17 protein-coding genes and 1 riboswitch are annotated in these 25,598 nt (G+C 41.8%); of the genes, 4 read left to right on the forward strand and 13 right to left on the reverse strand.

What is annotated here, in order from left to right; genetic code table 11:
- Window positions 1-87: 87 nt before the first annotated feature.
- From PR795_RS10110 to rppH, 13 genes are all read right to left on the reverse strand, one after another.
- Window positions 88-663, reverse strand: a complete 576-nt coding sequence (locus tag PR795_RS10110; protein WP_006659231.1) for a hypothetical protein — start codon at window positions 661-663, stop codon at window positions 88-90.
- A 56-nt stretch (window positions 664-719) separates the two neighbouring features.
- Window positions 720-2,645: an exodeoxyribonuclease V subunit alpha gene (gene recD, locus PR795_RS10115; protein ID WP_036983422.1), complete on the reverse strand. Its 1,926-nt coding sequence runs from the start codon at window positions 2,643-2,645 to the stop codon at window positions 720-722.
- Window positions 2,645-6,256: an exodeoxyribonuclease V subunit beta gene (gene recB, locus PR795_RS10120; protein ID WP_272516826.1), complete on the reverse strand. Its 3,612-nt coding sequence runs from the start codon at window positions 6,254-6,256 to the stop codon at window positions 2,645-2,647. The genes recD and recB overlap by 1 nt, the downstream gene beginning before the upstream one ends.
- Window positions 6,253-9,147 (reverse strand): pitrilysin, encoded by a 2,895-nt coding sequence (gene ptrA, locus PR795_RS10125; protein WP_006659228.1) that lies wholly within the window; start codon window positions 9,145-9,147, stop codon window positions 6,253-6,255. The genes recB and ptrA overlap by 4 nt, the downstream gene beginning before the upstream one ends.
- A 16-nt stretch (window positions 9,148-9,163) precedes the next feature.
- Window positions 9,164-12,538: an exodeoxyribonuclease V subunit gamma gene (gene recC / locus PR795_RS10130; protein WP_154633215.1), complete on the reverse strand. Its 3,375-nt coding sequence runs from the start codon at window positions 12,536-12,538 to the stop codon at window positions 9,164-9,166.
- Window positions 12,516-12,899: a prepilin-type N-terminal cleavage/methylation domain-containing protein gene (locus PR795_RS10135; RefSeq protein ID WP_036962874.1), complete on the reverse strand. Its 384-nt coding sequence runs from the start codon at window positions 12,897-12,899 to the stop codon at window positions 12,516-12,518. Before PR795_RS10135 ends, recC begins: the two co-directional genes overlap by 23 nt.
- Window positions 12,896-13,339, reverse strand: coding sequence for a DUF2509 family protein (locus PR795_RS10140; protein ID WP_036975995.1), 444 nt, complete (start codon window positions 13,337-13,339; stop codon window positions 12,896-12,898). The genes PR795_RS10135 and PR795_RS10140 overlap by 4 nt, the downstream gene beginning before the upstream one ends.
- Entirely contained in the window at window positions 13,336-13,950 is a 615-nt protein-coding gene (locus tag PR795_RS10145) for a prepilin peptidase-dependent protein (RefSeq protein WP_006659224.1), read from the reverse strand. The genes PR795_RS10140 and PR795_RS10145 overlap by 4 nt, the downstream gene beginning before the upstream one ends.
- A complete protein-coding gene (locus PR795_RS10150; RefSeq protein ID WP_006662969.1) occupies window positions 13,944-14,453 on the reverse strand; it encodes a prepilin-type N-terminal cleavage/methylation domain-containing protein in 510 nt (169 codons plus the stop codon). The genes PR795_RS10145 and PR795_RS10150 overlap by 7 nt, the downstream gene beginning before the upstream one ends.
- A 342-nt stretch (window positions 14,454-14,795) precedes the next feature.
- Window positions 14,796-15,647, reverse strand: coding sequence for a thymidylate synthase (locus PR795_RS10155; RefSeq protein WP_006659222.1), 852 nt, complete (start codon window positions 15,645-15,647; stop codon window positions 14,796-14,798).
- Window positions 15,648-15,725: 78 nt separating this feature from the next.
- Window positions 15,726-16,622 carry a prolipoprotein diacylglyceryl transferase gene (lgt, locus tag PR795_RS10160; protein WP_006662968.1) on the reverse strand — a complete coding sequence of 299 codons (897 nt, stop codon included), beginning with the start codon at window positions 16,620-16,622 and terminating at the stop codon, window positions 15,726-15,728.
- Window positions 16,623-16,722: 100 nt separating this feature from the next.
- A complete protein-coding gene (gene ptsP / locus PR795_RS10165; protein WP_181480203.1) occupies window positions 16,723-18,969 on the reverse strand; it encodes a phosphoenolpyruvate--protein phosphotransferase in 2,247 nt (748 codons plus the stop codon).
- 4 nt (window positions 18,970-18,973) lie between these two features.
- Entirely contained in the window at window positions 18,974-19,507 is a 534-nt protein-coding gene (gene rppH / locus PR795_RS10170) for an RNA pyrophosphohydrolase (RefSeq protein ID WP_006659219.1), read from the reverse strand.
- A 113-nt stretch (window positions 19,508-19,620) separates the two neighbouring features.
- Window positions 19,621-19,713, forward strand: a riboswitch (TPP riboswitch).
- A 62-nt stretch (window positions 19,714-19,775) separates the two neighbouring features.
- Here rppH and thiB point away from each other — a divergent pair.
- From thiB to PR795_RS10190, 4 genes are all read left to right on the forward strand, one after another.
- Window positions 19,776-20,780, forward strand: a complete 1,005-nt coding sequence (gene thiB, locus PR795_RS10175; protein ID WP_006662966.1) for a thiamine ABC transporter substrate binding subunit — start codon at window positions 19,776-19,778, stop codon at window positions 20,778-20,780.
- The gene (thiP, locus tag PR795_RS10180) at window positions 20,756-22,360 is read left to right on the forward strand and encodes a thiamine/thiamine pyrophosphate ABC transporter permease ThiP (protein WP_006659217.1); all 1,605 of its coding nucleotides are present in this window, start codon (window positions 20,756-20,758) and stop codon (window positions 22,358-22,360) included. The genes thiB and thiP overlap by 25 nt, the downstream gene beginning before the upstream one ends.
- Window positions 22,353-23,063 carry a thiamine ABC transporter ATP-binding protein ThiQ gene (gene thiQ / locus PR795_RS10185; RefSeq protein ID WP_006659216.1) on the forward strand — a complete coding sequence of 237 codons (711 nt, stop codon included), beginning with the start codon at window positions 22,353-22,355 and terminating at the stop codon, window positions 23,061-23,063. Before thiP ends, thiQ begins: the two co-directional genes overlap by 8 nt.
- A gap of 62 nt (window positions 23,064-23,125) precedes the next feature.
- Entirely contained in the window at window positions 23,126-25,477 is a 2,352-nt protein-coding gene (locus PR795_RS10190; RefSeq protein ID WP_272516827.1) for a DNA polymerase II, read from the forward strand.
- The last annotated feature ends 121 nt before the right edge of the window (window positions 25,478-25,598 follow it).

Genomic DNA, 25,598 nt, shown 5'->3' on the forward strand with positions numbered 1-25,598 from the left:
AATTCGCCACACGATTTAATGCGCAATCATAAACCCAGATGTTCAAGCAACATTCTGGGTTTTTCTTGAATACAGCTGAATGTTAAGTTAAGCGGTTTGAACGACGCGGCACTTTTCACACAGTGGATTTGCATCTAATAATGGGCGTAAAATTGCTTCCATTTCAGCAAAAGAACTACCATAAAAGTAAAATGCGGTTTCAGTTGGTCCATCCCAAACACCGTGGATGCCACCAATATCCTCTACTGCCTCATCCAGTTGGTCAAATAAATCATTAATATCATTGTTTTCATATACTTCATCGGGTAGCTCTGTGCCATTAAAGTAAATAGCTAAACCTTCATCTGTACCAAAATCGATTTGTACATCTTCACCATGAATAGTTAAACGAGAACCTTTAGGCGCTAACATTGCCGAGAACATCTGAATAATTAGGCTAATATTCTCATCACTCGCATCGGTTAATGCCAATTCAATATCACATTCAGCAACTTCGCCATTTTCACCTAATTGAGTACCACCACCGCTGACTTGAATTTGCCCTTCCTTGCCTAGCTTTTCCATTGCTTGATCAAATGCGTCTTCTAAATCTGCACGGCGAGCGGGGTCAATTTTGGCATTTAGTGTTACTGTTACGGCGGTCATTTGCTGCTGGTTTTCCATAGAAGTACCTTAAAGTCAGGGGATTAATTTAATTCTCTGTAATTCATTATCTGTAGCTAGTTCTTAGCAATCCCATGGTGACTGTTTAATTGCTCAAACTGTAATGCTAAGCCGCTACGGCGTTTAGTCGGCGTTTCTATCGCGCGACGCAACACTTTTTTACTGCCATACAGCGAAAGTTCATTCTTGGCTCGAGTCATTGCCGTATAGACAAGTTCACGAGTAATCACGGGCGAATATACATAGGGTAAAACCAAGGCGGTATGAGCAAACTCTGAACCTTGTGATTTATGTACCGTCATCACATAAGCTGTCTCATGGGCTGGTAATCGATTCGGTTGAATCCCACGAATAGTACCGTCAGGGAACTGAAAGTAGGCTCTTAGTTGCCGCTCTTCATCAAATAGAATAATACCAATATCTCCATTAAAGAGCCCCAAAGCACTATCATTACGGCTGATCATGATAGGTCTTCCAACATAGTGTTTATGTTGTAAATTATACGGTTTTGTAATTAAGCCTTGGCGGTGAAGTAATTTTTCAAGCTTGTCATTTAAACCAGAAACCCCGTAAGCCCCTTCTCTTAATGCAGCAAGCAAACGGTATTGGTTAAATTTATAAAGAATATCTGCAGGTTTTTCACCGACTTTAACCGCCAACAGATAGTTTTGATAGAAACCAACGGCATCTAATAACATCTGAGCGTAACTTTCTCCACTTTCGAGCTCAGATTGGGCTTCATGTTCAGAGGGGCTATTTGGATTATTGTTAGAAATATAATTATGAATGTCTGCGAAATTCTGGGTAAGAATTTCATCAACCCGTTTTACATTTCCTGCGTTGACGGCATAGGCTAATTGCCCTATCCCTGACTCAGCAGAAAAACGGTAGCTTTTTCTCAGTAAACATAAACTATCGCGAATAACAGGCCCCTCATTGGAGGTAAAATCACTTAATGGGCATCCAGTCAGTAATTCAAGCTGGGCAGCTCGCTCATAGCTATAACCTTTATCGGCAAAACGGCAAATATCCCCAAGAACAGCCCCCGCCTCGACTGATGCGAGCTGATCCTTATCCCCAAGAAATATCAACTTAGCCGAGTTAGGCAACGCTTCAATGAGTTTGCTCATCATCGGTAAGTCTACCATCGATGCTTCATCCACAATCAGTATGTCCAGTGCCAACGGGTTATCACGATGATAACGAAATTGTTGGCTTTCTGGCTGAGCGCCTAGCAAGCGATGTAATGTTTTGGCTTGGGTGGGTAACAACGTTCGCTCTTCATCATTCAGCGGCAACTGCTTCAGAGCATGCCCTAAAGATTCCGTTAAACGTGCGGCGGCTTTACCTGTTGGCGCGGCTAATTCGATGCGTAAACGATGTGGCAGGTGACCTAACTTAATCAATAACGCTAAAATTTTAGCTACTGTCGTGGTTTTACCTGTTCCGGGTCCACCGGAGATGACTGAAACTCGGCTTGTGACAGCAACTGCAGCAGCAATTTTTTGCCAATCAATATCTTCAGAGACTGGGAATAACTGCGACAAAATTGACTGGGTTTTAACTACATCACAATCTGTTGACCCTGTCTGTGAAAAAAAGTGTGCGACACACTGCTCATATTGCCACATGCGTTGAAAATAAAGAAAATCACCGGACAATATCAAGGGAGCTACGCCATTATTTCCAACTTCACATACTGATTCACTCGACAGCAATGCGGCTCTTATCGTGCTAGGATCCGGCTCCCCTATCATTTGCCACAACTGCGCTGCAAACTCAGGGTGCCTTCCCATAAATAACGAGTTAGGATGAATATCATCTAATGATAAACAGACATGCCCTGACATGGTTTCCGCGCTAAGAAGTGCTCCCACCAGCAAAAGTATTGGGTTTTCCTCATTTGCAATATTATAGGCAAATTGTACATCAAGAGGCGTGAATAAACGCGCTTCAATAGCTTGATTAAATAGCACTTTCATTATTGAAGCTCCTTAGATTGAGCCTCACGAAAGAGCGCATCAAATTCATGGATAAATTCAATTGTTGGGCGATAAAAAAAGATGCCATTTTGAGAATCTACGCGCTCAGTCCCACGTAGAAAGAGATAGTAAACACCGCCAAAATGGGTTTCATAATTATAATTTGGCATCCTCTGCTGTAAAAAGCGGTGTAAAGCGAGTGAATAGAGTTGGTATTGCAGATCATAACGATGGTCTATCATCGCGTCTGCCATCGCCTCTTGCGTATAATACGACGCATCTTCACCTAAATAATTAGACTTATAATCTAATAAGTAAAATTTCCCTTTCCAACAAAAAGTTAAGTCAATAAAGCCTTTTAAAATCCCTTGCACCTGCTCAAAGTTAAGCGGTGGGCAATGTTTGGATAATGGATCATGTTGGTGAGTCACGCGATCGACATCTTTTGCATTAAGTAGGCTATCTATTGGCAGATAAAATTGCATTTCATCCAATCTATCTTGGGCGGGAAGCGCTGATAAGCAAAGCCCATCATCAGCCAAAGGAACGTTGAGAATCGCATTTAGCCAAACTTGCAACATCGGAGCCCATTGAATATCAAACCCCGCAGCTTGTAGTTTTTCTTCTAACCACTGAGGTGAAATTTCACCTGAAAAATCAATTTCCTCCATCAAACTATGCAAGAAAGTTCCAGGAGCTGAGCCTTTAGGAAATTGGTGTGGCGTCAGTTGGTTTTCTTGTATCTCTTCAGCGTTAACATCTTGGCTAGCTTCGATATCCATTTTTGGTGCTAATGAATTTGCAAATTGCAAAGCAGATAATGTTTGTTCTTCTTCTCCATGAGAACTGCTATAGCTCAACCCCGAATAACTGGTAACACGCCAATGGTCATCAAAATGACGAGACATTTCTCTCGCATGTAGCTCACAGTCAGTCTCTTTCGTTAAATTCAACCTTGCCATTTGCGACGCAACAATCGGTTTTATATCAATGACATCGTTGCTGATAACGTCTAGCATGTTACTGAGTAATGAAGCATCGCCTTCTTGACCTTTTTGCAGTAAATAACCCAGTGCGGATAAATGCAAATCTGTATTACCTGACTTTTTGCGGTTACCTTTGATAAGCGGTGCTACCCCTACACTACAATGGTAAATTGCACGAGTGAGCGCGACATACAACAAACGTAAATCTTCCGCTAAGCGCTCTTCGTCCGCTAATTCAACGTATTTTTCAGCATCATCAAGATCGAGTTTAGTCATGTAATCATTACGATCATGGAACAAGCCTTTTGACTGAGGTAAAAAATTACTCGCAAACGGCAACCAGACAATTTTATATTCCAAACCTTTAGATTTGTGAATGGTGCTAATTTGCACTAAATGACGATCACTTTCCAAACGCATTTGTTGGGCATCTGATTGATGATCAGGATGCGCAATCTGTTGTGCCAACCAACGAGTTAGTGTGTGCTCACCTTCAAGTTGGAGAGACATCTCTTGCAATAATTCACCAATATGCATGAGATCCATCAAACGACGTTCACCTTCAGTACCCGACAGCAAAGTTTCCGCGATATGTCGTTGGGACATAATTCCCCTCAACATAGGCAAAACGCCACGTTTACGCCAAATTACTGCATATCGTGCAAACTCATCAACCAAGGCTTCCCACGCTTTTTCATCGTAATTCAGGTTATCAATATCTTCAGCAGTTAAACCTAATAAGCCCGTGGCTAACGCGCTGCGTAGTACCCGTTCTTTTTCCGGTGTTAATACCGCCAATAATAACCAAAGAATCTCTTTAGCTTCTTGGGTTGCAAATACACTTTCCCTATTCGATTGGAACACAGACGGAATATTAAGTTGATTCAGCGCATCACGGATTAATATTGCTTCTCGGCGACTACGCACTAACACTGTGATGTCAGAAGCTTCAACTGGTGTTTTTTGCTGTTTATTTTCAAAGTAAGTGAAGCCTTGCTGACCACCAGCAAGATATTCCCCAATTTGAGCTGCACACTGCTGTGCAACTGCTTGTTCATATTCTGAAACTGAGACAGCTTCCGCTTGCTGCAACCAAAACGTGAGGGCTTTAACTTCCTTTCCATCATGGATCAGTTTTTTGTCGCTATTGCTTTGTGCAAAATTAACACTTTGAAATGGAATTTGTTCAAAAATAAAGGGGTTTTCTGCATGATGAAAAACCTGATTGACCGCCTCAACCATATGCTGTGATGAGCGATAGTTTGTTTCTAACGTATAGTGAGCACTAACTTGCGTCTTTGCAGCAATATACGTAAAAATATCTGCCCCACGGAAAGCATAAATCGCCTGTTTCGGATCACCGATAAACAGCAAGGCTGTCTCGTCTGCTTCTTGATAGATTCGCTGAAAAATACGATATTGCTGCGGGTCGGTGTCTTGAAATTCATCGATCATAGCGACAGGAAAACGCTTAGCTATTGCTTCGGCAAGCAGCTCGCCCCCATCTTTATGTAAAGCACTATCTAAACGGGTTAGTAAATCGTCAAATCCTAGCTCTCCTCGCGTTTGCTTTTCATGAGCAATAGTTTGGCGTACTTCGCTAATCGCTTGAGGAATAATTAAGTCTTTAATAGTGAGATTTTGAGCAAGTAATTCATCGATAAGCCGAAATACTGCATGAGAAGGTCCCGAACCGCTTTTAGATTTTTCATCTAATCTGGACTGAGCAAAACGCTCTAAAATATCCTGAGGAAGCTGGTAATCATCTGTTTCTTGCGCCGCCCAATGGGATATTTTCTCCAACCATGTTGGTAAATAACGCCCGCTATAGCTGCGTTTATCTACATCAGAATCCGCAATCAACTTTTCAAAATCAGCAACGTTTTGGCACCATTCATCTTTTACGTTTTGAATTAGATTAATTAGCCTATGATGGCGCTCTTCTAGCGTTTCGAGCTCTTTAGGTTGATTAATAATGGTGGGAATATCACCTTGTAAGAATGGTTTAATTTCATTCAATAGCGCTTCAGGTCCACTCCACTGAGAATGAACGACTTTCGTCATCGAATAATCCAAAGGATAAAAATGACGCCGCCAAAAATCCGCACATGCTTGTTTCTGAATCGGAAATTCATCTTGGATCATCGTTTGCTCAAATAAAATGCCAGACTCAAACGCATTGTGAGCCAGCATTCGTTGGCAAAAACCATGAATCGTATAAATTGCCGCTTCATCCATTTGGCGCTCAGCGGCTAGCAACCAATTAGCGGCAAAGTCCCTCTGCTCTTTACTTGGTAATTCTGCCAGTAACCTAAGGTATTCGGGTTCTGATTCAAAGCCTAAGCCATTACGTAAACATGCTAGACGCATTTTATGAATACGTTCGCGAATACGTCCACGTAATTCATTTGTCGCAGCTTCGGTAAAGGTAACGACCAAAATTTCTTCAACACTTAAAGGGCGAGGGAATGCATTCTCATTCCCTAACCCCAGTAATAAACGCAGATAAAGAATCCCAATCGTATAAGTTTTACCTGTACCCGCAGATGCCTCGATTAACCTCTGTCCATTTAAAGGCAATTTATAGGCATCTAACAATTGGGAATTCATCTGCATTTTATTCACTCAGCATTTTCCTTAATCGGTAACTTCTTCTGAAGGTCAGATGCATTCAGATATAGCGCCCAGTTTTTAAATTGTGCATATCCCGATTTCGTATCGACATTCTGACCAATAACTTGAGATGCCATAGCCAAGCCTTGGCGTTTTAATACTGCGTTTTCGTAGTAGTTAATCACTTCAGCTTGAGTTGCTGCCGCTAATCTCGTTAACAGTTTATCTCGAGTATCAAAACTGAAAATATTACGAGAAAAATCAGAACCATAACGTCCTACTTCTTCATAGAATGTTTGCGGTGGCTGCTTCATTTCTGTAATGATGGATTGCTTATATTGCTCAAACTCACTAGCAGGCAATTTTTTCAGCTTATCCAAAGCCGCCGTATAGAAATCCTGATAGCGAGTATTGAGATAATTTGGAGTTTTGGCATTACTTTGTAGTAAGAAACCAATTCCCCATTGATCGCCCAGCCCAACCTTAAAGGCAAATACCGCATAACCTAATTGCTCATTGGTTCGCAGTTGATCGTAGAACCAGGGTTGAACAATTTTCGATAAAATACCCGATAAAACAGCGCCATCGATACGATCATAGCCAGTAGGAATAAATAGCTCAGCTAACGCATTATCACTGCTATTACCTTGTTTATGGAAATTTGCCAAATACGTTTTATCTACAACAACGATATCACCACGCCACCAATTTTTACCTTTGCTCTTCAATAACTTACTCGCGTCCAAAATAGTTTGAATACTTTGTTGCTGAGTTAGATTTCCTACCACTAACGCCTGTAAGGCAGCCCCCTCAACGACGGAATCACGGTAGTCCGTAATATCCTTAAGCGTGATAGTCTCTAAAGCGGCTAACCGTTGTTCTTGTTCAAAATAAGGAACACTATTGAGACGCTGCAGTGGTTGCATAGCGAGTTCATACGCTTTCGCATTGTTTGCTACTTCGATTTGTTCTTTGTACCAAGATTTTGCTTGGGCTAACTCTCTTTCTGTTGGCTCAAAACTTAAATATTGCTTGGTCATGGACAAAAACAGCTCAGATAAATGCTGGGTATAACCACTAGCATTGAGCTGTAAACCAACCCCTTGAGAAACTGAAACAGACATTCCAGCTACAGAAGCCTGATACTGTAATTCATCCATTTTTAACGATGAAATATATTGCAGAAGTGAGCCAGCCACTTGAGATTTAGCCGTTTTATCTTGCTCGTTGTACCGGAGATCTAACGTAATACTCGCCTTAGGTTCATCAGCAAAATATTGGCTCGGCATATACAGAACACGGGTATTTCCTTCCTGATAAACCATTTCAGGATGCTTGTAAGCTTTGTCTGTTTTAATCAGTGACAAGTTGTCTGGAATATATGGGTTAAGTTTAGGCAATTTAAACGTCATTTTTGACTCTAAATCAGCCCACTGCGTAAATTGCTTTTTGCTAATTTTATCAACCTGATAGGGTGCATCGACAAAATAAGCTTTTTTATTACTTGGCTCATTCGGACTAATAAACCAAATACGGGCATTTTGCGCAGTTAACTCAGAAAGTCGCTGTTTTATTGCAGCAGGGTTATATTTATCCGCCACGTAATCAGAGTCCAATACATGATTAACTGGCATTGTGATCATTTGGTCAGATAGCCATTCGATATAGTTCATGTCTCTTACAATTGAACCATAACGGAATGATAAATTAAGCACTTTGGCTATTTCATCAAAATAACCTTGGTTAACACCTTGGTTTTTAATCAAATCAATATAAGCAAAAATGGCGGCAATGATTTGATCACGCTCGGCTAATCCTTTGTCAGTTAACGTGACATAAATAGAAAAGGAGCCATAGTTACGATCAGAATTTGGTGATGCTGATGCACTAATACCTTCCGCTAATCCTTGGGAGATCAGCCAGTCTGATAACGTACCAGGGCTACGGTTCCCGATTAAGTAGCTAATATATTCATCACTTTTGCTACGAAAGTCAGCCATATTATTTTTGATACTAAATTCAATTTGCAGTGCTTTTTGCGGCTGAGACGGAACGTAATGAATCACAATACCTTTTTCTTTATCCGTAACTGCTGGGATCGTGACTTCAGGTACTGAGGCATTAAAATTAGGGATACGACCAAATGTTTCATTGGCGATTTTCGCCAATTGCTCAATAGATTGATCGCCATATAGCACCCCGTTCATCAGGTTCGCAGAATAATAACGCTTGTAGAAACTCACTAACTCATCTTGAAGCTTACTATTTTTTTTATCCTTTAGCGTTTCTAGATTCCCCCCAGCAAAGCGAGAATTTGGGTGCGCGGGATTTAAGGTTTCTGAACGAATCTGCCAAATGCGCATTCCATCACGGGCACGAGCCATTGTCAGTTCTGCATTAACTGCATTACGTTCTTTATCCGCATTGATAGGGTCTAGTAATGGTTCTGCAAGGGCATCCGCGAGCCTATCAGTCGCCGCTTCTAATGCACCATTTTCGACTTCAAAATAGTAGGCTGTACGGTGAGGAGCTGTACTCGCGTTATGACTCCCGCCATGCTTTTGTAAAAATTCAGAGAAGCTGCTTGGCTCTGGGTATTTTTTAGAGCCCATTAACACCATATGTTCTAAATAGTGAGCAAGTCCTAACTGACTATCTGGATTCTCAATACTTCCAACAGGTAATGAGACCGCAGCTAACGATTTTGTGGCTTTAGGATCCGAAACCAGTAAAACCGTCATGTCGTTATTCAATTTAATAGCTTTATATTCTCGGGGATCACTCACGCTTTTATTGATAGTCTCTGGCAATACTTGCCAAAGTGGTTGCGCAGCAATGGCACTACCGACAAACAGTAGTGATAACAAGAACAGATGAGCGATATGTTTCGATAATCGTAACATTCTTGGATGCTCTCCTTTATTTTAAGTGCTCTGCCATCGGCAGTAAGAAGCGCCGAGTATTACTCAGCAGCGATTCAATCAATGAACTATTTATGCTTCTACAAGCCCGCAATACATAATCATCTTCCATTTCACCCACTTTCATTTGGCTTCCCTGAAGGCTTTGTAGTAGCGCCGATAACGCCTTTTGCTGCACATCTTCCGAAATAAAATCATATTCCTTTGTTTTTTTATCTAAACACGCTGAGAGCCAATTCCAACCACTTTGGTTTAAGAGGATCAGAGGCGTATTCATTCCTTCACAATAACCTTTGATAAAGGTATTTAAGTGCTCTTTGGCATTTTCGGTTGGTATGGCAGAAAAATGCCAAACACTGTTTTCTCGTCCTAATGCAATGCTCTCACCTTCACGAATGAATGCATTGAAAAATAAATGCTCTATCCATAATTGCACCCCATCATTAGCCGTTAGATAGGCAGGTCGATAGCGCAATATTCCTGATTCATGAATGTTTCTCAATAAACCCGTGATTTTGATTCCTTGTATTTCACATTCAATCGGGTAATCAATACGCTGATCGCCATACTCTTTAACTTTTTCAGCTAATGGAGCAATGTCATTTAGTTGCTTTTCCCAAAATATCTGACCAAATTGTTTAGCGGGTAGTTGTCCTGAGGCCTTTAAAGCATGATAAAGCGGATTTGGGTCTTCATCTTTTACCAACAAATCTAAAACTTGATCATTGATTTTATAACGTTGTAATCCACCTAATACAAACGGTTCCTCTTCTGGAAGCTCGGTCTCTTCAACCGAAAAATGGACCTTCAGACGTTGTTGGAAAAAGCCACGAATTGGGTGTCGATAAAAACGTAAAATTTGTTCTAACGATAATTCTGTAATAGGTTCCCTTTGCTTTAATACTGAAGTGAACACTTCCGTTGCTTTATCCTCACTTTTTGCTGCAGGTAACCACTCCTGAGCAAAACTTTGATAAAGAGAGTTTGGTACAAAATTTTCTTTCGCAAATGGTACTCGATTATGCTCAGTGACTAAGTGCTGCTTTAAGCGCTGGGCACTATCATCGATATTAAGTGATTGGTCACCTTGTAGGCAGAAGCTCTGACAGATGTACTCCAATAGTTCAGTCACCAACACCGATGGATTACATTCTTGATTATCTCGGATCGAGCGCCCGATATAACTAATGTAGAGCTGTTTAGCTGCTGAATTCAGCGCTTCTAAAAATAAATATCGGTCATCATCGCGGCGTTTTCTGTCGCCACGTTGTATTTTTTCTGCCATTAAATCAAAACCTAATGGCGGTACATTACGCGGATATGCCCCATCATTCATACCAAGCAAACAAACGACTTTGAACGGCACTGAACGCATTGGCATCAATGTACAAAAATTTATTGCTCCGGCAAGAAAACGCTGACTAATTTTTTCATCATCAAAACAAACAGATAACTCATCACGAATTAATCGTAATGGAATTGTTTCTTGATAATTGGAGGTCAGGGCATTTTCAATAATTTTATGCCATTGCTCAGTCAATAATGCCAACACCACTTCAGTTTCACTATCCACTTTGAAGCAAGTATCAATCAATTGCTGACAGACAGTTTTCCACTCCTCAAGAGTACGTTCTTGCTCCAGCAATGTTCTCCATTCTCTAAGAGTATCAACGAGTAATGCAAGTTTCCCCGCTAACTGAGCAGCTAACCCACTGCATTCATCATACGGTAATACCCCATTCCAGGGACCATTACGGCTATCCATTGCATAGCCAAGTAACATACGGCTTAAACCAAACTGCCATGTATTTTGCCCAATAACAGGCAAAGACAGTGAGCGAACATTGTCATCATCAAGTCCCCAACGAATACCAGATTCATTAACCCAACGTCTTAATAAACTCAGTTCACTTTCATCTATGTTGAAACGTGCTGAAAATGCCGACACTTCTAATAATGTTAAAACTTGTTCTGTAGAAAATCGGCTTTGAGGGAGATCTAATAACATGATAAAAGCTTGCAAGATCGGGTGAGCTTGCAACGCTTTTCTATCTGATATTGAGAATGGAATATAGTGTGATGAGTTTGTATTACCAAAGACGGCTTGAATATAAGGGGCATAACTATCAATGTCTGCAACCATCACGATCACATCTCGTGGTGTCAATGTTGCATCTTCTTCAAACAATGCCAGTAAACGATCCTGTAAAACTTCAACTTCTCGCTGAGCACTGTGGCATGAATGGAATGTCACTGATTGGTCTAATTGATTAAGCGGTCGCTTATGCTGACTACTTTCGTACTCTTCTAATGTCGCGCCTAATTGCGCGTGATTTTCAAGATCTAGAATATCTTGCTGTAAATTTTCAAGGAGATTATTTCTCCCATTCTCTACAAAAGCAGAAACTTCATTTGTGGCGTCAATTTGAGAAATAAAATACAGGTTGTCACGCCCAAGCTTACCCCATGATGCCAGTAATGGATTCGCAATATTTTGCTCGCCATCAGCATTAAATAAATTAGCGGCATGCTCCTCAATTTTAAAACGAGATATTTCATATTTATCTAAATAATGGCGCAATTTTCGTTGTTGCAATCTCGCCAAAAAGGCACTGCTTTGAATATCACCCCAATAATAGCGACATGGGTTGGTAAACATTAAGTGAATATCCGTATGTTCCGCAATAGCATTAAGCGCTTGTAGGTACACTGGTGGTAAAGAAGAAATACCACAGATAAATAAGCGAGTGGGTAAATTTTTAGCCAACTCTGGTGATTCCCGCAGCTTATCAATAAAGCTCTGGTATAGATTTGCACGGTGCCAAGGCGACTGACCAAGTTGCGCTGTATACTCGACCAAGCAGAGCCATAATCTTTTTTGCCATAATTGATTTGAGCTTAATCCTTCAATTAGTTCATTACACTGCCAGTGAGAAATCCACTCTGGTCGATAGACCAAATACTGGTCAAATAAGTCAGCAATTCGTCCTGATAATTGATGTAATTTACGCTTATCTGAGTCGTCATTAAGATAATGACGTAAAGGCTCAAATTCAGCTTCATTAATAACTGTTGGCAAAATAGTCATTAATTTCCACGTCATCGCTTGCTTGGTATAAGCACTTTCCTTAGGAATATCTGGAAGAACTCGACGGAACATATCCCAAATAAACGTCGCTGGTAATGGGTAGTTTATGTTAGCGGCTATCCCAAAACGCTTAGCAAGTTCTATTTGTAACCACTGAGACATTCCAGGGCTTTGAACTAACACAATTTCTTGCTCAAAAGGATGTGTGAGTGGATCATTCTCCATTAAGTGTGCAATTAGCTCTTTAAGAAGATCTAATTGGTTAGAATGATAAACCTGAAACATGACTCTCTCCTTTTGCGCATTGCCAGCGACTTATCGAATGCCGTTTATTGCCCGCTGACAAGGACACCTTAGATTCAGCACAGCTCCCAACATTGGCAGAATATACAATTTCTATCTGCTGTTCTCGATTCTGTAAATCATGAGCCCATGGCTCTACTTTTAATGGAATAGCGTTATGGGAAGATACTGTTTTTTCTAATGTTCCATGTAGAGACCTGACTGCCTTTGCACTTTGAGATATTTGATTAAAATTCAAAGCGATATATTGACTGTAGTTTAACAGAGCTATGAGTAAGATAGCAAAAACAACCACCGCTATCATCGACTCTACCAGCGCAAATCCTTGCTGTGAATTCTTCATTGACAAAATCCTTTAATGGCGACAGGGCAATAATCTATCCACCCATTTTCTCGTGCTTGTAGACGCCCTTCATTCCATATCGGTATTACCCAACGATATACCGTTAACGACTTGTTAGGCAGTAACTCACCGGTTCCCGATAAAATGAATTGATTGTTTTTATAATATTTAAGACAACTCACCCACCCTTGATTCTGTTCTTTTTGACATACCCAAGAACCTGATTTATCTGTCTTCAGCACCCAATGTTGAGTGAGCCCCCACGCCAAAGCAGATTCTGCTAAATTAAACGATTGATAATATTTTTCTTCTCGGCTCAGTTCATAGCTAGCCCGTGTTTGGTAGTAATGTAACGCTTTTAATAGTATGAGCCCTATACTCATTAAAACCATCACCATCACTAAAGCAATATTACCTTGCTCCGCTATCTTCCACTTCATGGCATATTCCTTAACATCACGGTAGAGCGGTAATTAAATGTTTTACTTGGCAATAAAAGGCTTTCTAAATTGATATGCGTCTCTAACATGTGCACAGCTGGCTGCCAATTAAAATTAAGCTTATTAACTTTAACAATAGAAGGATCAAATAAGGACTGCCAACGAGTTCCGTCACAGCTTGTGACGTTACGATTAGATTCAAGCTTATTATTGTTAAGCCTAAATCCAAAAAAATCTGAATGTAATGTCTTTTCTTGCCCGACAACCCAACTCCCTGATAAGTCTTGGTCATAGGCAAAAATAATGCAGGAGTTCATTTGGTGACTTAAAAACTTGGCGCTGATAGTGATTGCCTTACCTTCGCAGCGAGGCTTAGAGAGAGACTGGCTACAATGACCAATTCGGCGAAAATCCTTTTCTATATTAATCAGTACCTGTCTCACCTCCCTATCTAATTGGTATTGGAAAAACGCCTGAAATAGTTGCTTAAATAGCACGGGGATCGTATTCATTGCAGCTATACACACTAAACAGCCGACCAGCATTGCGACCAAAGACTCCAATAGTGAGAACCCTTTTTCCCTTTTATTCTCTCTAGCGCGTATTAACATTTAGGTACGCCTGCTAATGCTTGTTTGCTACAACTACGTACTCGTCCAGCAGATGAAACTATCACTGATATTTGGTCACTTTGATTACTGAGCGCTATTTGAAAAGGGCTGCTGGTTCCTTGCTTACCGTATAAATGAATCGATTGTCTAGACGCATGCTTAAGTTCAATACCATCGAATTTATCACCACTAAATTGGCTTATTTTCTGTAGTGTATCCACATTAGCGACCTTTAAATTCCAGCTCGTTAATGTGGAACTAACCGACATAATTCGATGTTGATTGAGATAAATCCCTTCCATTAAGTTACTGTAGATAAATTCTGCGGTTTGCCTCGCAGCATCAATAAGCTGTAACCGCTTCACTTGTTGTTGCCATTGATAAAATGCAGGTAACCCCACGATTGAACAAAGAAACAGTACAACTAACATTTCAATTAACGTGAATCCCTGTTCATCCTTTTTTTTCTTCAACCACTTCGTCGTTTTATTTATCAAATTCATCTGGTTTATCTTTCCCTTCTGATAGCAACCTATCTAGCCCCAGAGATAAGCATGACCGGAAATATCATAGGACAACAATCTTCATCGCCTATTTTTCGTAGCGCTTTCCAGAAAAATGTAATGGTTACATTTTCTCTCGTACTTTCTGGATACCACTTTGAATAATAAATAAAGGGGCAAAAAAATAGCTCACGAAAAAAAGAATGATGCTGGAAAGTAGTTGAACAAATGGCAAAGCAAAAAGATGAGAGGTAGAGAATTCAAGAGTAATTACATAGGCAGGCAATAAAGGCATAAGCAATGTGAAATGCCTATGCCTTCAGATCAACTAATCAATACTAATTAAACCGTAAATGGATATTTAATGGCTTCGTGACACTGATAACCTTCCAAAGTGAAGTCATCCGTTGTTACCCACGTTTCAATATCTTCTAAGGTTTTAATTTCAGGATTAATCGTTAAATTTGGAGATGGGTATGGCTCACGCGTTAATTGGACATCACGCATTAAAGGTAGCTGATTTTCATAAATATGAGCATTCACAATTTTATGGTAAGCCTTACCTGCTTTATGACCCGTAATACGCGCCATTAGCGCCAACAAGACAAAACATTGCACCTGATTAAAATTGAGTCCAAGGGGAACATCGCAGCTACGTTGGTATGAAGTTAAATGCAATGTATCGCCAAGCAGTGAAAAGGTATGGGTATGCATACATGGACGTAAGCAGCCCATTTCGAATTCGCCAGGGTTATAGAAAGTAATAATTTCCGCACGGTCATCAATGCCATTTTTCAGGTTATTAACGACTTTCTTTAATTGGTCAAGATGAGAACCATCGGGACGTTGCCATGAACGACCTTGGACACCATAAACGCGCCCCATGTCATCTTCGCCTTTGCGGTGCGGATTATCTAACCATGCTTGGTTTTCATTCGCATTGGCATTCCATGTATTACAACCAATTTCACGAAATTGTGCCGCGTTATCATAGCCACGTAAGTACCCTAATAGTTCAGCAATAGCGGCTTTATAAAAGCTTTTGCGGGTCGTAATTAGAGGAAATTGATTGTTACCTACATCATATTCGAGATCAGCATTAATAACGGTTAAACAGCGAACATTTGTGCGCTTGTTTTCAACCCATTGACCTTCATCGAGAATACGTTGGCATAATTCAAGATACTGCTTCATAGTGGCTCTCTTACTCAAAAATACAGGCGGTTTGTGCTATAAAACATCAGTAATAACACAAACCTATATTGACTTGATTTACTTACTGTCTGCGTTCTTAGCGGGCTTATGGGCAGGAATATTTTTACCATATTTATAAGCCCAAATAATCATCAATACACCGATAAGAATCATCGGAATTGAGAGTATTTGCCCCATACTGATGCCGCTAAATAGCCCTAACTGCGCATCCGGTTGTCTGAAGAATTCCACAATGATACGGAATGCACCATAGCCAATAAGGAATAAGCCCGATACGCTTCCCATTGGGCGAGGCTTACGAACAAATAAATTCAAAATCAGGAATAAAACGATGCCTTCTAAAAACATTTCATACAGCTGAGATGGGTGTCTTGGTAACACGCCATATTGCTCAAGAATAGGCAACAGGGATGGATCTTGTGCCGCAAGCTGAATATCTTCACTTCTTGAATGAGGGAATAAAAACGCCCATGGTGTATCTAATGTGACGCGTCCCCATAATTCACCATTAATAAAGTTACCGATACGCCCCATACCAAGACCAAAGGGAATTAAAGGTGCAACGAAATCAGACACTTGTAAAAAGCGTCGTTTAGTGCGATAGGCAAACAACATCATGGCACAGATAACGCCGATCAAGCCACCATGGAAGGACATTCCCCCATCCCACACTTTGAATAGGTACAATGGGTCAGCTAAGAAAACAGGTAAATTATAGAAGAAAACATAGCCTAATCGCCCACCAACAAATACACCGACAAAGCCAATATACAGGAGGTTTTCGACTTCATTTTTTGTCCAGCCGCTATTTGGCTTAGCCGCTCTACGCCCTGCTAGCCATAACGCAAAAACGAACCCCACAAGGTACATAAAACCATACCAATGTAGAGAAACTGGTCCAATCGAAAACATAACGGGATCAATTTCCGGAAATGCTAAGTAGCTGTTACTCATCGTTCCCCACTTTAAAATAATTGATTCAAAAATTATGCCGCATAATAACACGAGGTTATTGTCAGCATATAATTACATATTAATAACATAGAAGATCAAATTAGATCCCGCCACGCACAAACCCACCGAGTCCATTTTTTTCCATGAACTCACTGATTTTGTGTCGGACATTTTCACTCGTTTCTGCCGAAAGCAGTTCAGGTACTAATTCAGACATCAATAGAGGATCAAGCTGGCGAATTAAATACTTCATGCGAGGCACACTACGCCCACTCATACTTAAACTTCGATAGCCTAAAGCCATTAGCACCATCGCGCTTAATGGTTGACCCGCCATTTCACCGCACACACTGATTGGTAAACCAATACGCTGACATTCGGTATGAACCAGGGATAAAAAGCGAACCACCGCAGGGTGCAGGTTATCATAGAGTGCCGCTACATGAGTGTTATTACGGTCAACTGCAAGTAAATATTGTGTAAAGTCATTGGTACCAATAGAAATAAAATCAACACGTTGTTTTAGCTCTGGCAGCAAAAACAATAACGAAGGTACTTCCAGCATGACGCCTATTGGCGGTAAATTAATTGGTTTACCAAGCTGTTGGCTGACTTCATTTCGGGCGCGATTAATCAAGCCAATCGCTTCATCCACCTCATTAATGCTGGTGATCATCGGCAGCAAAATACGCAAATTCCCCGTATCTTGGTTCGCTCGCAACATAGCTCGTAACTGGATCAAAAATATCTCAGGTTGATCCAACATCACACGGATCCCACGCCAGCCTAAACATGGATTCTCTTCATTAATCGGCATATACGGCAGCTGTTTGTCCGCCCCAATGTCCAACGTTCTTAGCACAACCGGTTTGGTTGAAAACAGTTGCAATACTTCACGATATAACTGCTTCTGCTCATCTTCTGAGGGAAAGCCATTGTGCAGCATAAATGGCAGCTCAGTACGGTATAACCCGACTCCGTCAACACCATCATGAATTTGTTGTTCATAACGCGGACTCAGCCCAGCATTAAGGCAAATATCCACATGCTCGCCATTTTTCAGTATGGCGTCTTGGGAAAGTGTTCCTTCCGCTAATCGGCTAAGGTCATTTTCTTCTTCGATGATTTGCTGATATTCCTGAGCGATAAAATTTTCAGGTTCAATAAATACTTCACCACGATACCCATCCAAAATCAGATGACGATTGTGTAATAACGAAGGCTCAATATCCGCCCCCATAATGGCTGGGATCCCCATTGCGCGGATCAAAATCGCCGAGTGTGAATGTGTTGCACCATCGCGAACAATCACTCCTGCCAATTGCTCAAGCGGTAACTCAGCAAGAACACTGGCACTCAACTCATCCGCAACCAAAATAAAACGATCTGGCCATTGACTAGTGGGAGTCTGAGAGTCATCCAGATGAAACAATAAACGCTGCCCTAACGTCCGAAGATCCGAGCCGCGCTCTCTTAAATAAAGATCTCTCAGGCGAGAGAACTGCAAGGCATAATCTTCGATAACTGTTTTGACGGCCCACTCTGCCACTGCGCCTTGATTGATCGCCGTAAACAATCGTTTTTTCAGTTGGGGATCGCTAAGCAAGTGGTTATACAGATCAAAAATGGCAGCGCTCTCTTTGGATGAACTTGCCATAAAACGTTTGCTGATCCGGCGAAATTCCGCAGCGGCACTTTCCAGTGCAACAACCAAACGCTGGCGTTCTTCATCAATATTTAATGTGGTGGCTTGGCATATGCTATCTAAAGATGGCTGGGAAGTATCTTGCCAACCATATGCCATTGAAATTCCTTGTGAAACAGGAATGGCTTTAAAGCGATTTTGACGATATTGTCCAAAAATACCTTTGGTCTGTGCTTGAGATAAAATCACCGCTAACTGCATAGATAGCGTCACCATAAAGGACTCTTCGGTTTCGTTAAATAACCGCTTTTCTCGTTGCTGAACGACCAGCACACCCAGTAGCTGACGTCGATAAACCACAGGCACACCAAGAAATGCCTTGAGCTGCTCTTCTTTAATTTGAGGGAGATATTTGAATTGAGGGTGTTCACGAATGTCCGCGAGATTCAGCATTTCAGATTGTCGACCGACAGCGCCAACAACCCCTTCGTCAAATCCTAGACGAATAGCAATCCCGCTAGGCTTTTTCAGCCCGCGGGTTGCCATTAGGTAATAACATTGACGAGGATGATCTGCTAAATAAATCGAGCACACATCTGTGCGCATCGCTTTGCAGGTTTCATTGACCAAAACTTCAAGCGCTTGGGTCAAGCTGGTCGCCATCGCGACCTTTTCGACAATGTCACGTAAACGCGTCAACATAGGCTTATTTGACTCCGCGCCTACGATTATTAAAAACAGGTCGTTGTGGTAATTTTTGTTCCTGCAAAGGCATAACCACGGGGGCGAATTCCTTCATAACACGCCGATAAACTTCGCGTTTAAAAGAAACCACTTGCCTAACAGGATACCAATAACTGACCCACCGCCAGCCGTCAAATTCTGGCGATTTACTGCGCTGCACATTTATATCGGCGTCATTACATTGGAGTTGAAGTAAAAACCAACGTTGTTTCTGTCCAATACAAACAGGTTTTGTATCCCAACGCACCAAACGCTTAGGTAATTTGTAGCGTAACCAATTACGGGTAGATGCAAGTAACCTGACATCTTTACGCTGTAGTCCGACTTCCTCGTATAACTCACGATACATCGCTTGTTCTGGCGATTCCCCAGGGTTAATCCCACCTTGAGGAAATTGCCAAGAATGCTGACCATAACGGCGAGCCCATAAGACTTGACCTTGCCGATTACAAATTACAATTCCTACATTCGGGCGGTAGCCATCATCATCGATCACTAGACTACCTCAATAACCAAATTTGAAAGATGCCTAATTGTTTCACACATACCTAAACTGGTAAACCTATATCAATACAGTTTGCAGATATGTCTGAAGTAACTACAATAGTCTGCGTCTCAACGGGGTGCCAATTTGGGCTGAGAAATAACCCGTAGAACCTGATCCGGCTAATACCGGCGTAGGGATTTGAGCTGCCGTCTACAAATTATTGTATCGGTCCCCCCTCAAATCCTGTGTGTTTTTTATGATTTACGCAGGAATTACAATGACTAAAAATAAGCTATTTACCTCTATCATTGCATTAACCACCTTAAGTTTTGCAACGTTAGCCTCAGCCGAGAAACCAACGCTGACTGTCTATACCTATGATTCTTTTGCCGCTGAGTGGGGTCCAGGTCCACAAATTAAAAAGAATTTCGAAGCCCAATGTGATTGTGAATTGAAATTAGTTTCATTAGGTGATGGTGTTGCGCTACTCAACCGCCTGCGTATGGAAGGTGCTAAAAGCAAAGCTGACGTTATCTTAGGTTTAGATAACAACTTGCTTGATTCCGCAGAAAAAACAGGATTATTCGCCGCTGCAGATATCAAAACTGATGCCCTCAAATTACCTATCGAATGGAATAGCAAAACATTCATTCCTTACGACTATGGCTACTTCGCGTTCATCTACGATACCAATAAAATTAAGCAGCCACCGAAAAGCATGAATGAGCTGCTTGATAGCAAAAATAATTGGAAAATCATTTATCAAGATCCTCGCACCAGCACCCCTGGCTTAGGGTTAATGTTGTGGGTTGAAAAAATCTACGGTGAAAAATCTGCCGATGCATGGAAAAAAATGGCAGACAAAACGCTCACGGTCACGAAAGGCTGGAGTGAATCTTATGGATTATTCTTGAAAGGCGAAGGTGATTTTGTTCTTAGCTATACCGCCTCTCCAGGCTACCAGATTCTGAATGATAAGAAAGATAACTACGCTGCGGCTCTGTTTGATGAAGGGCATTATATGCAAGTCGAGGTAGCAGCTAGATTGAAGCACAGCCCGCAGCCTGAGCTCGCAAAGCAGTTTTTACAGTTTATGTTAACGCCAGAATTCCAAAACACATTACCCACAACTAACTGGATGTATCCGGTGATCGATATACCGCTACCTGAAGTGTATAACGTGTTGCCATTACCGAAAAAATCATTGCAATTTAGTGCTCAAGAAGTGGCTAAAGAACGTCAAGCATGGACTCGTTTATGGCAAACCGCCGTCAGTCGTTAATCAACTTAACTTTATTACCGGGGGCGCTTGCCTCCGGTTTATTGCTTGTCGTTGCATTGCTCGCATTTGGGGCTCTGTGGTTTTTCGCACCTGAAATTTCGCTCAAAGAAATCGTTGAAGATGATTACCTCTGGCATGTCATCGGTTTTACATTTTGGCAGGCACTGCTTTCCGCGATTTTTTCCATTATTCCCGCTATTTTTCTTGCAAGAGCCCTTTACCGCCGGCGGTTCTGGGGACGAACGCTCTTCCTCCGCCTATGCGCTATGACTCTCGTTTTACCCGTATTGGTGGCTGTTTTTGGTATTTTATCGGTATATGGGCAAACCGGATGGCTTGCAAAACTGTGCCAATGGCTAGGATTTGAATACCAATTCTCGCCTTATGGATTACGTGGCATTTTGTTGGCTCATATCTTTTTCAATATGCCACTCGCCACCCGAATGCTATTACAATCGCTTGAAAATATTGCTATTGAGCAACGACAAAGCGCAGCTCAACTTGGATTTAATGAGTGGCAACAATTCGCTATTTTGGAATGGCCCTATTTGCGCCGCCAGATGTTACCGACTGGCGCCTTAATTTTTATGTTGTGCTTTGCCAGTTTTGCGACAGTACTTGCTTTGGGAGGCGGTCCAGCAGCGACAACTATCGAGTTAGCGATTTATCAAGCGCTTAGCTACGACTTTGATTTAGGACGAGCCACATTGCTCGCCTTGATTCAGCTTGGCTGCTGCGTGGGCTTAATGTTAATTTGCCAGCACATTAATCATGCATTCTCAATTGGCTTTAGTCATCAAAATCAGTGGTTTGACCCTGCCGATAACCTATTTCGTCGCTTGCGCGATTTGCTTGTGATTGCTGCCGCCCTCCTCCTATTAATCCCGCCCTTATTAGCGGTTATTGTCGATGGACTAAATAGTCAACTACTGGACGTCCTCCAGCAATCAGCCTTATGGCAAGCAACATCAACATCACTGTTTATCGCACTTTTCGCAGGAGTGATATGTGTCATCCTCACGCTAATGCTGCTTTGGAGTAGCCGAGAACTACGACTGAGAAATGCGCTAAAACTTGGACAAGCGATTGAACTCAGCGGTCTCATCATTCTCGCGATGCCTGGGATTGTTCTGGCAACTGGCTTTTTCATTTTTTTCAATGAAACCATTGGTATCCCTGAGACTCCTTATCCGCTCGTGATCATGACAAATGCCTTACTTGCGATCCCTTATGCCCTAAAAGTGCTTGATAACCCTATGCGGGATTTGGCTCAACGTTATAATCCATTGTGTCAATCTTTGGAAATTACAGGCTTTAACCGATTTAAAATTATTGAGTTACGCGCGCTACGTAAACCTATCGCTCAAGCATTAGCGTTTGCTTGTGTTATTTCAATCGGGGATTTTGGCGTCGTCGCCCTGTTTGGTAATGAAGCGTTTCGCACTCTACCTTACTATCTTTATCAGCAAATAGGCGCTTATCGTACTCATGACGGTGCTGTCACCGCGATGCTATTGCTGTTACTTTGTTTTTGCCTGTTCAGCTTACTTGAGAGATTATCGGGAAAGACTCATGATTGAATTAAAAAACCTAGATTATCAATACGATAGTCTGAACATGCACTTTGATTTCATAGTTGCTTCAGGAGAAAGAGTCGCGATCATGGGACCGAGCGGCGCAGGCAAGAGTACCCTACTTAGCCTAATTAGTGGATTTCAGTATCCTCGCCACGGCACTATCACGTTAAATGGCGAAAATCATACTTTGACACCCCCTGCGAAGCGCCCTGTCTCCATGCTATTCCAAGAAAATAATCTCTTTGCCCACCTCACGGTTAGGCAAAATATTGGGCTAGGCTTACAACCTAGTTTGCGCCTTAATCAACTGCAAATGACTGAAGTTGAACAGATGGCACAACACGTCAGCTTAACTGAATGTTTGGATAGAACACCGGCGCAGTTATCGGGTGGTCAACGTCAACGTGCAGCGCTTGCTCGCTGTTTAATTCGCAACCAACCTATTTTATTGTTAGATGAGCCATTTTCTGCCTTAGATCCCGCTTTACGCAATGAAATGCTGCAATTACTCAATGACATTTGCGTTAATAAATCCATCACGTTATTGATGGTCTCTCATAGTATTGAAGACTCGCTACAAATCGCCCCTCGTAGCTTAGTGATTGCCGATGGCGCAATTGTGTATGACGGCGATACCGAAACACTGTTACAAGGCAAAACCGATGCTTCTGCATTATTAGGTATTTCTAATTATCTCGATAAATAATACTGTATAAATCCCCACTATTCGCGTATATTAATTGCAGATTATTTACGCGAGTTTCCTTTATGCCTCCATCCAATGCCCCCGCTGAAAAAGGCTTTATTCTTAGCCGCCATTGGCGAGATACCCGCTACGGTATCGAGGTCAGCTATTGGCTACTTACCGATAATCAACCGCAAAAAGTCATTGTTCCTTATCAACAAGCCGTCGGTTTTTTACCCGAATCTAAACTGCCCCTTGTACGCCATTTATTTGAAGGGCAAGCTGATATTAGCTATCGCCCCGTTGAGCTTCGGGATTTTAAACGCGAAAAAGTGTATGCCATTTACTGTCAGCAATATCGCCAGTTACAAAATTTGGGCAAAAATTGCCAAGCGCTAGGTGTCGAGTTATTAGAAACTGACATTCGCCCTTGTGAGCGTTATTTAATGGAGCGCTTTATTACCGCTCCCGTGTGGTTTTCTCGAAATCATCAAGGAAAATATCAACTTAAACCTTGTGACGGTTATCGACCAACATTACGCGCTGTCTCCCTTGATATTGAAACTAGCCAGCATGGGGAACTTTACTCAATTGGGTTAGCTGGCTGTGGTGATAATGTCGTGTTTATGCTGGGGCCTGAACAAGGTCCAGCCCTCAACAATGAACATCGGCTAGTGTACGCAAACAGTCGCCCTCAGTTACTCGAACAATTAAACGACTGGATTCAGCAATATGATCCTGACGCCATTATCGGTTGGAATTTAATTCAATTTGATTTGCAAGTGTTACAAAAACACGCAGAGCGTTATGGCATTCCACTTTTATTAGGTCGGCAAGGGAAAAAGCTTGAATGGCGAGAACACGGTTTTAAGCAAGGGGTGTTCTTTGCCTCCGCTGAAGGTCGCTTAATTATTGATGGTATTGATGCGTTAAAATCGGCAACATGGAGTTTCAGTTCATTCAGTTTGGAATCCGTTGCCCAGCAATTGCTTGGTGAAGGAAAGGCAATTGATACTCCCTATGATCGGATGGATGAAATTAACCGCCGCTTTGCTCACGATAAACCCGCCCTCGCCCATTACAATATTCAAGACTGTATTTTGGTGCATCGCATCTTTGAAAAAACCGATTTAATGGCATTCTTGCAAGAACGCTCTACAGTCACAGGGCTCGCCGCCGATCGCATGGGAGGCTCAGTCGCCGCCTTTTCCCATTTATATATTCCTCGGCTACACCGCTTAGGGTTTGTTGCCCCTACGCTCTCTGAGCAAAAATTTCAGCTCAATCCCGGCGGATTTGTCATGGACTCCCAACCTGGTTTGTATGACTCTGTTTTGGTGCTTGATTATAAAAGCCTATATCCCTCAATTATTCGCACCTTTTTGATTGACCCTGCAGGCATGATTGAAGGGCTGGCTCATCCTGAACCTGAGCATTCTGTTGAAGGATTTCGTGGGGCATGGTTTTCCCGCACTACGCACTGTTTACCTGATATTGTCAGCCATATTTGGCAAGGTCGAGATAAAGCTAAACAACAAAAAAATGCCCCTCTATCCCAAGCACTCAAAATCATTATGAATGCATTTGCAGGGGTTTTAGGTGCCGATGGATGTCGCTTTTTTGATCCTAGATTAACCGCTTCAATTACGATGCGTGGTCATGAAATCATGCGCATTACGAAGCAATTAATTGAATCTCAAGGCTATCAGGTAATCTATGGGGATACAGATTCCACCTTTGTTTGGCTAAGGGATCCTCACACAGATGAACAAGCGCAAAAAGTCGGTTATCAATTGCGAGATCATGTTAATAATTGGTGGAAACAACATCTTAAAGAAGAGTGGCAACTCGATGGTGTTCTCGAACTTGAATATGAAACCCACTATCGACGCTTTTTGATGCCAACGATCCGCGGAACTGACCAAGGCAGTAAAAAACGCTATGCAGGTTTAAGCCAAGATACCATGGTTTTTAAAGGGTTAGAGACTATCCGCTCTGATTGGACGCCTCTCGCTCAAAATTTCCAAAAAGAGTTGTATACCCGTATTTTTTATCGTCAGCCTTATCGAGAGTTTATTAACGATTATATTCGTGCCATTCGTTCTGGAGAATATGACAATCGCTTGATTTATCGTAAACGCCTGCGTCGTAAATTGTCCGATTATCAGCGTAATGTTCCCCCTCACGTAAGAGCTGCACGACAGGCGGATGAATACAATTTAAAATTACAGCGCCCTTTGCAGTATCAAAATGGGGGTTGGATCAGCTACATTATTACCCAAGCGGGTCCTGAACCGCTTGAAACTGTGACGGCTAAACCCGATTATGAGCACTATATTCTCAAACAAATCAAGCCTATCGCCGATGGGATTCTCCCTTTTCTGCAAGATGATTTCGATACCATTTTGACAGGGCACATTAATCTTTTGTTTTAAAGCCTAACGAGCAGCGAGAATTGTACAATTCTTATTACAATTGCCGCATTTTTAACAGGTGACGATAAGCGAATGTTGAATTAATATAACGCCCCTTTGATATCTCGACCTGTTATACGCA

The organism is Providencia sp. PROV209, from assembly GCF_028479485.1.
Taxonomy (GTDB): domain Bacteria; phylum Pseudomonadota; class Gammaproteobacteria; order Enterobacterales; family Enterobacteriaceae; genus Providencia; species Providencia alcalifaciens.

Excerpts from the sequence above, each read along its gene's own strand:
- thiP (WP_006659217.1), top strand. The coding sequence starts at position 20,756 with ATGGCAAACCGCCGTCAGTCGTTAATCAACTTAACTTTATTACCGGGG.
- PR795_RS10145 (WP_006659224.1), bottom strand. The coding sequence starts at position 13,950 with ATGTTAATACGCGCTAGAGAGAATAAAAGGGAAAAAGGGTTCTCACTA.
- PR795_RS10140 (WP_036975995.1), bottom strand. The coding sequence starts at position 13,339 with ATGAAGTGGAAGATAGCGGAGCAAGGTAATATTGCTTTAGTGATGGTG.
- PR795_RS10155 (WP_006659222.1), bottom strand. The coding sequence starts at position 15,647 with ATGAAGCAGTATCTTGAATTATGCCAACGTATTCTCGATGAAGGTCAA.
- recC (WP_154633215.1), bottom strand. The coding sequence starts at position 12,538 with ATGTTTCAGGTTTATCATTCTAACCAATTAGATCTTCTTAAAGAGCTA.
- lgt (WP_006662968.1), bottom strand. The coding sequence starts at position 16,622 with ATGAGTAACAGCTACTTAGCATTTCCGGAAATTGATCCCGTTATGTTT.
- ptsP (WP_181480203.1), bottom strand. The coding sequence starts at position 18,969 with ATGTTGACGCGTTTACGTGACATTGTCGAAAAGGTCGCGATGGCGACC.
- thiQ (WP_006659216.1), top strand. The coding sequence starts at position 22,353 with ATGATTGAATTAAAAAACCTAGATTATCAATACGATAGTCTGAACATG.
- thiB (WP_006662966.1), top strand. The coding sequence starts at position 19,776 with ATGACTAAAAATAAGCTATTTACCTCTATCATTGCATTAACCACCTTA.
- PR795_RS10135 (WP_036962874.1), bottom strand. The coding sequence starts at position 12,899 with ATGAAGAATTCACAGCAAGGATTTGCGCTGGTAGAGTCGATGATAGCG.
- recD (WP_036983422.1), bottom strand. The coding sequence starts at position 2,645 with ATGAAAGTGCTATTTAATCAAGCTATTGAAGCGCGTTTATTCACGCCT.
- PR795_RS10110 (WP_006659231.1), bottom strand. The coding sequence starts at position 663 with ATGGAAAACCAGCAGCAAATGACCGCCGTAACAGTAACACTAAATGCC.
- PR795_RS10190 (WP_272516827.1), top strand. The coding sequence starts at position 23,126 with ATGCCTCCATCCAATGCCCCCGCTGAAAAAGGCTTTATTCTTAGCCGC.
- ptrA (WP_006659228.1), bottom strand. The coding sequence starts at position 9,147 with ATGTTACGATTATCGAAACATATCGCTCATCTGTTCTTGTTATCACTA.
- PR795_RS10150 (WP_006662969.1), bottom strand. The coding sequence starts at position 14,453 with ATGAATTTGATAAATAAAACGACGAAGTGGTTGAAGAAAAAAAAGGAT.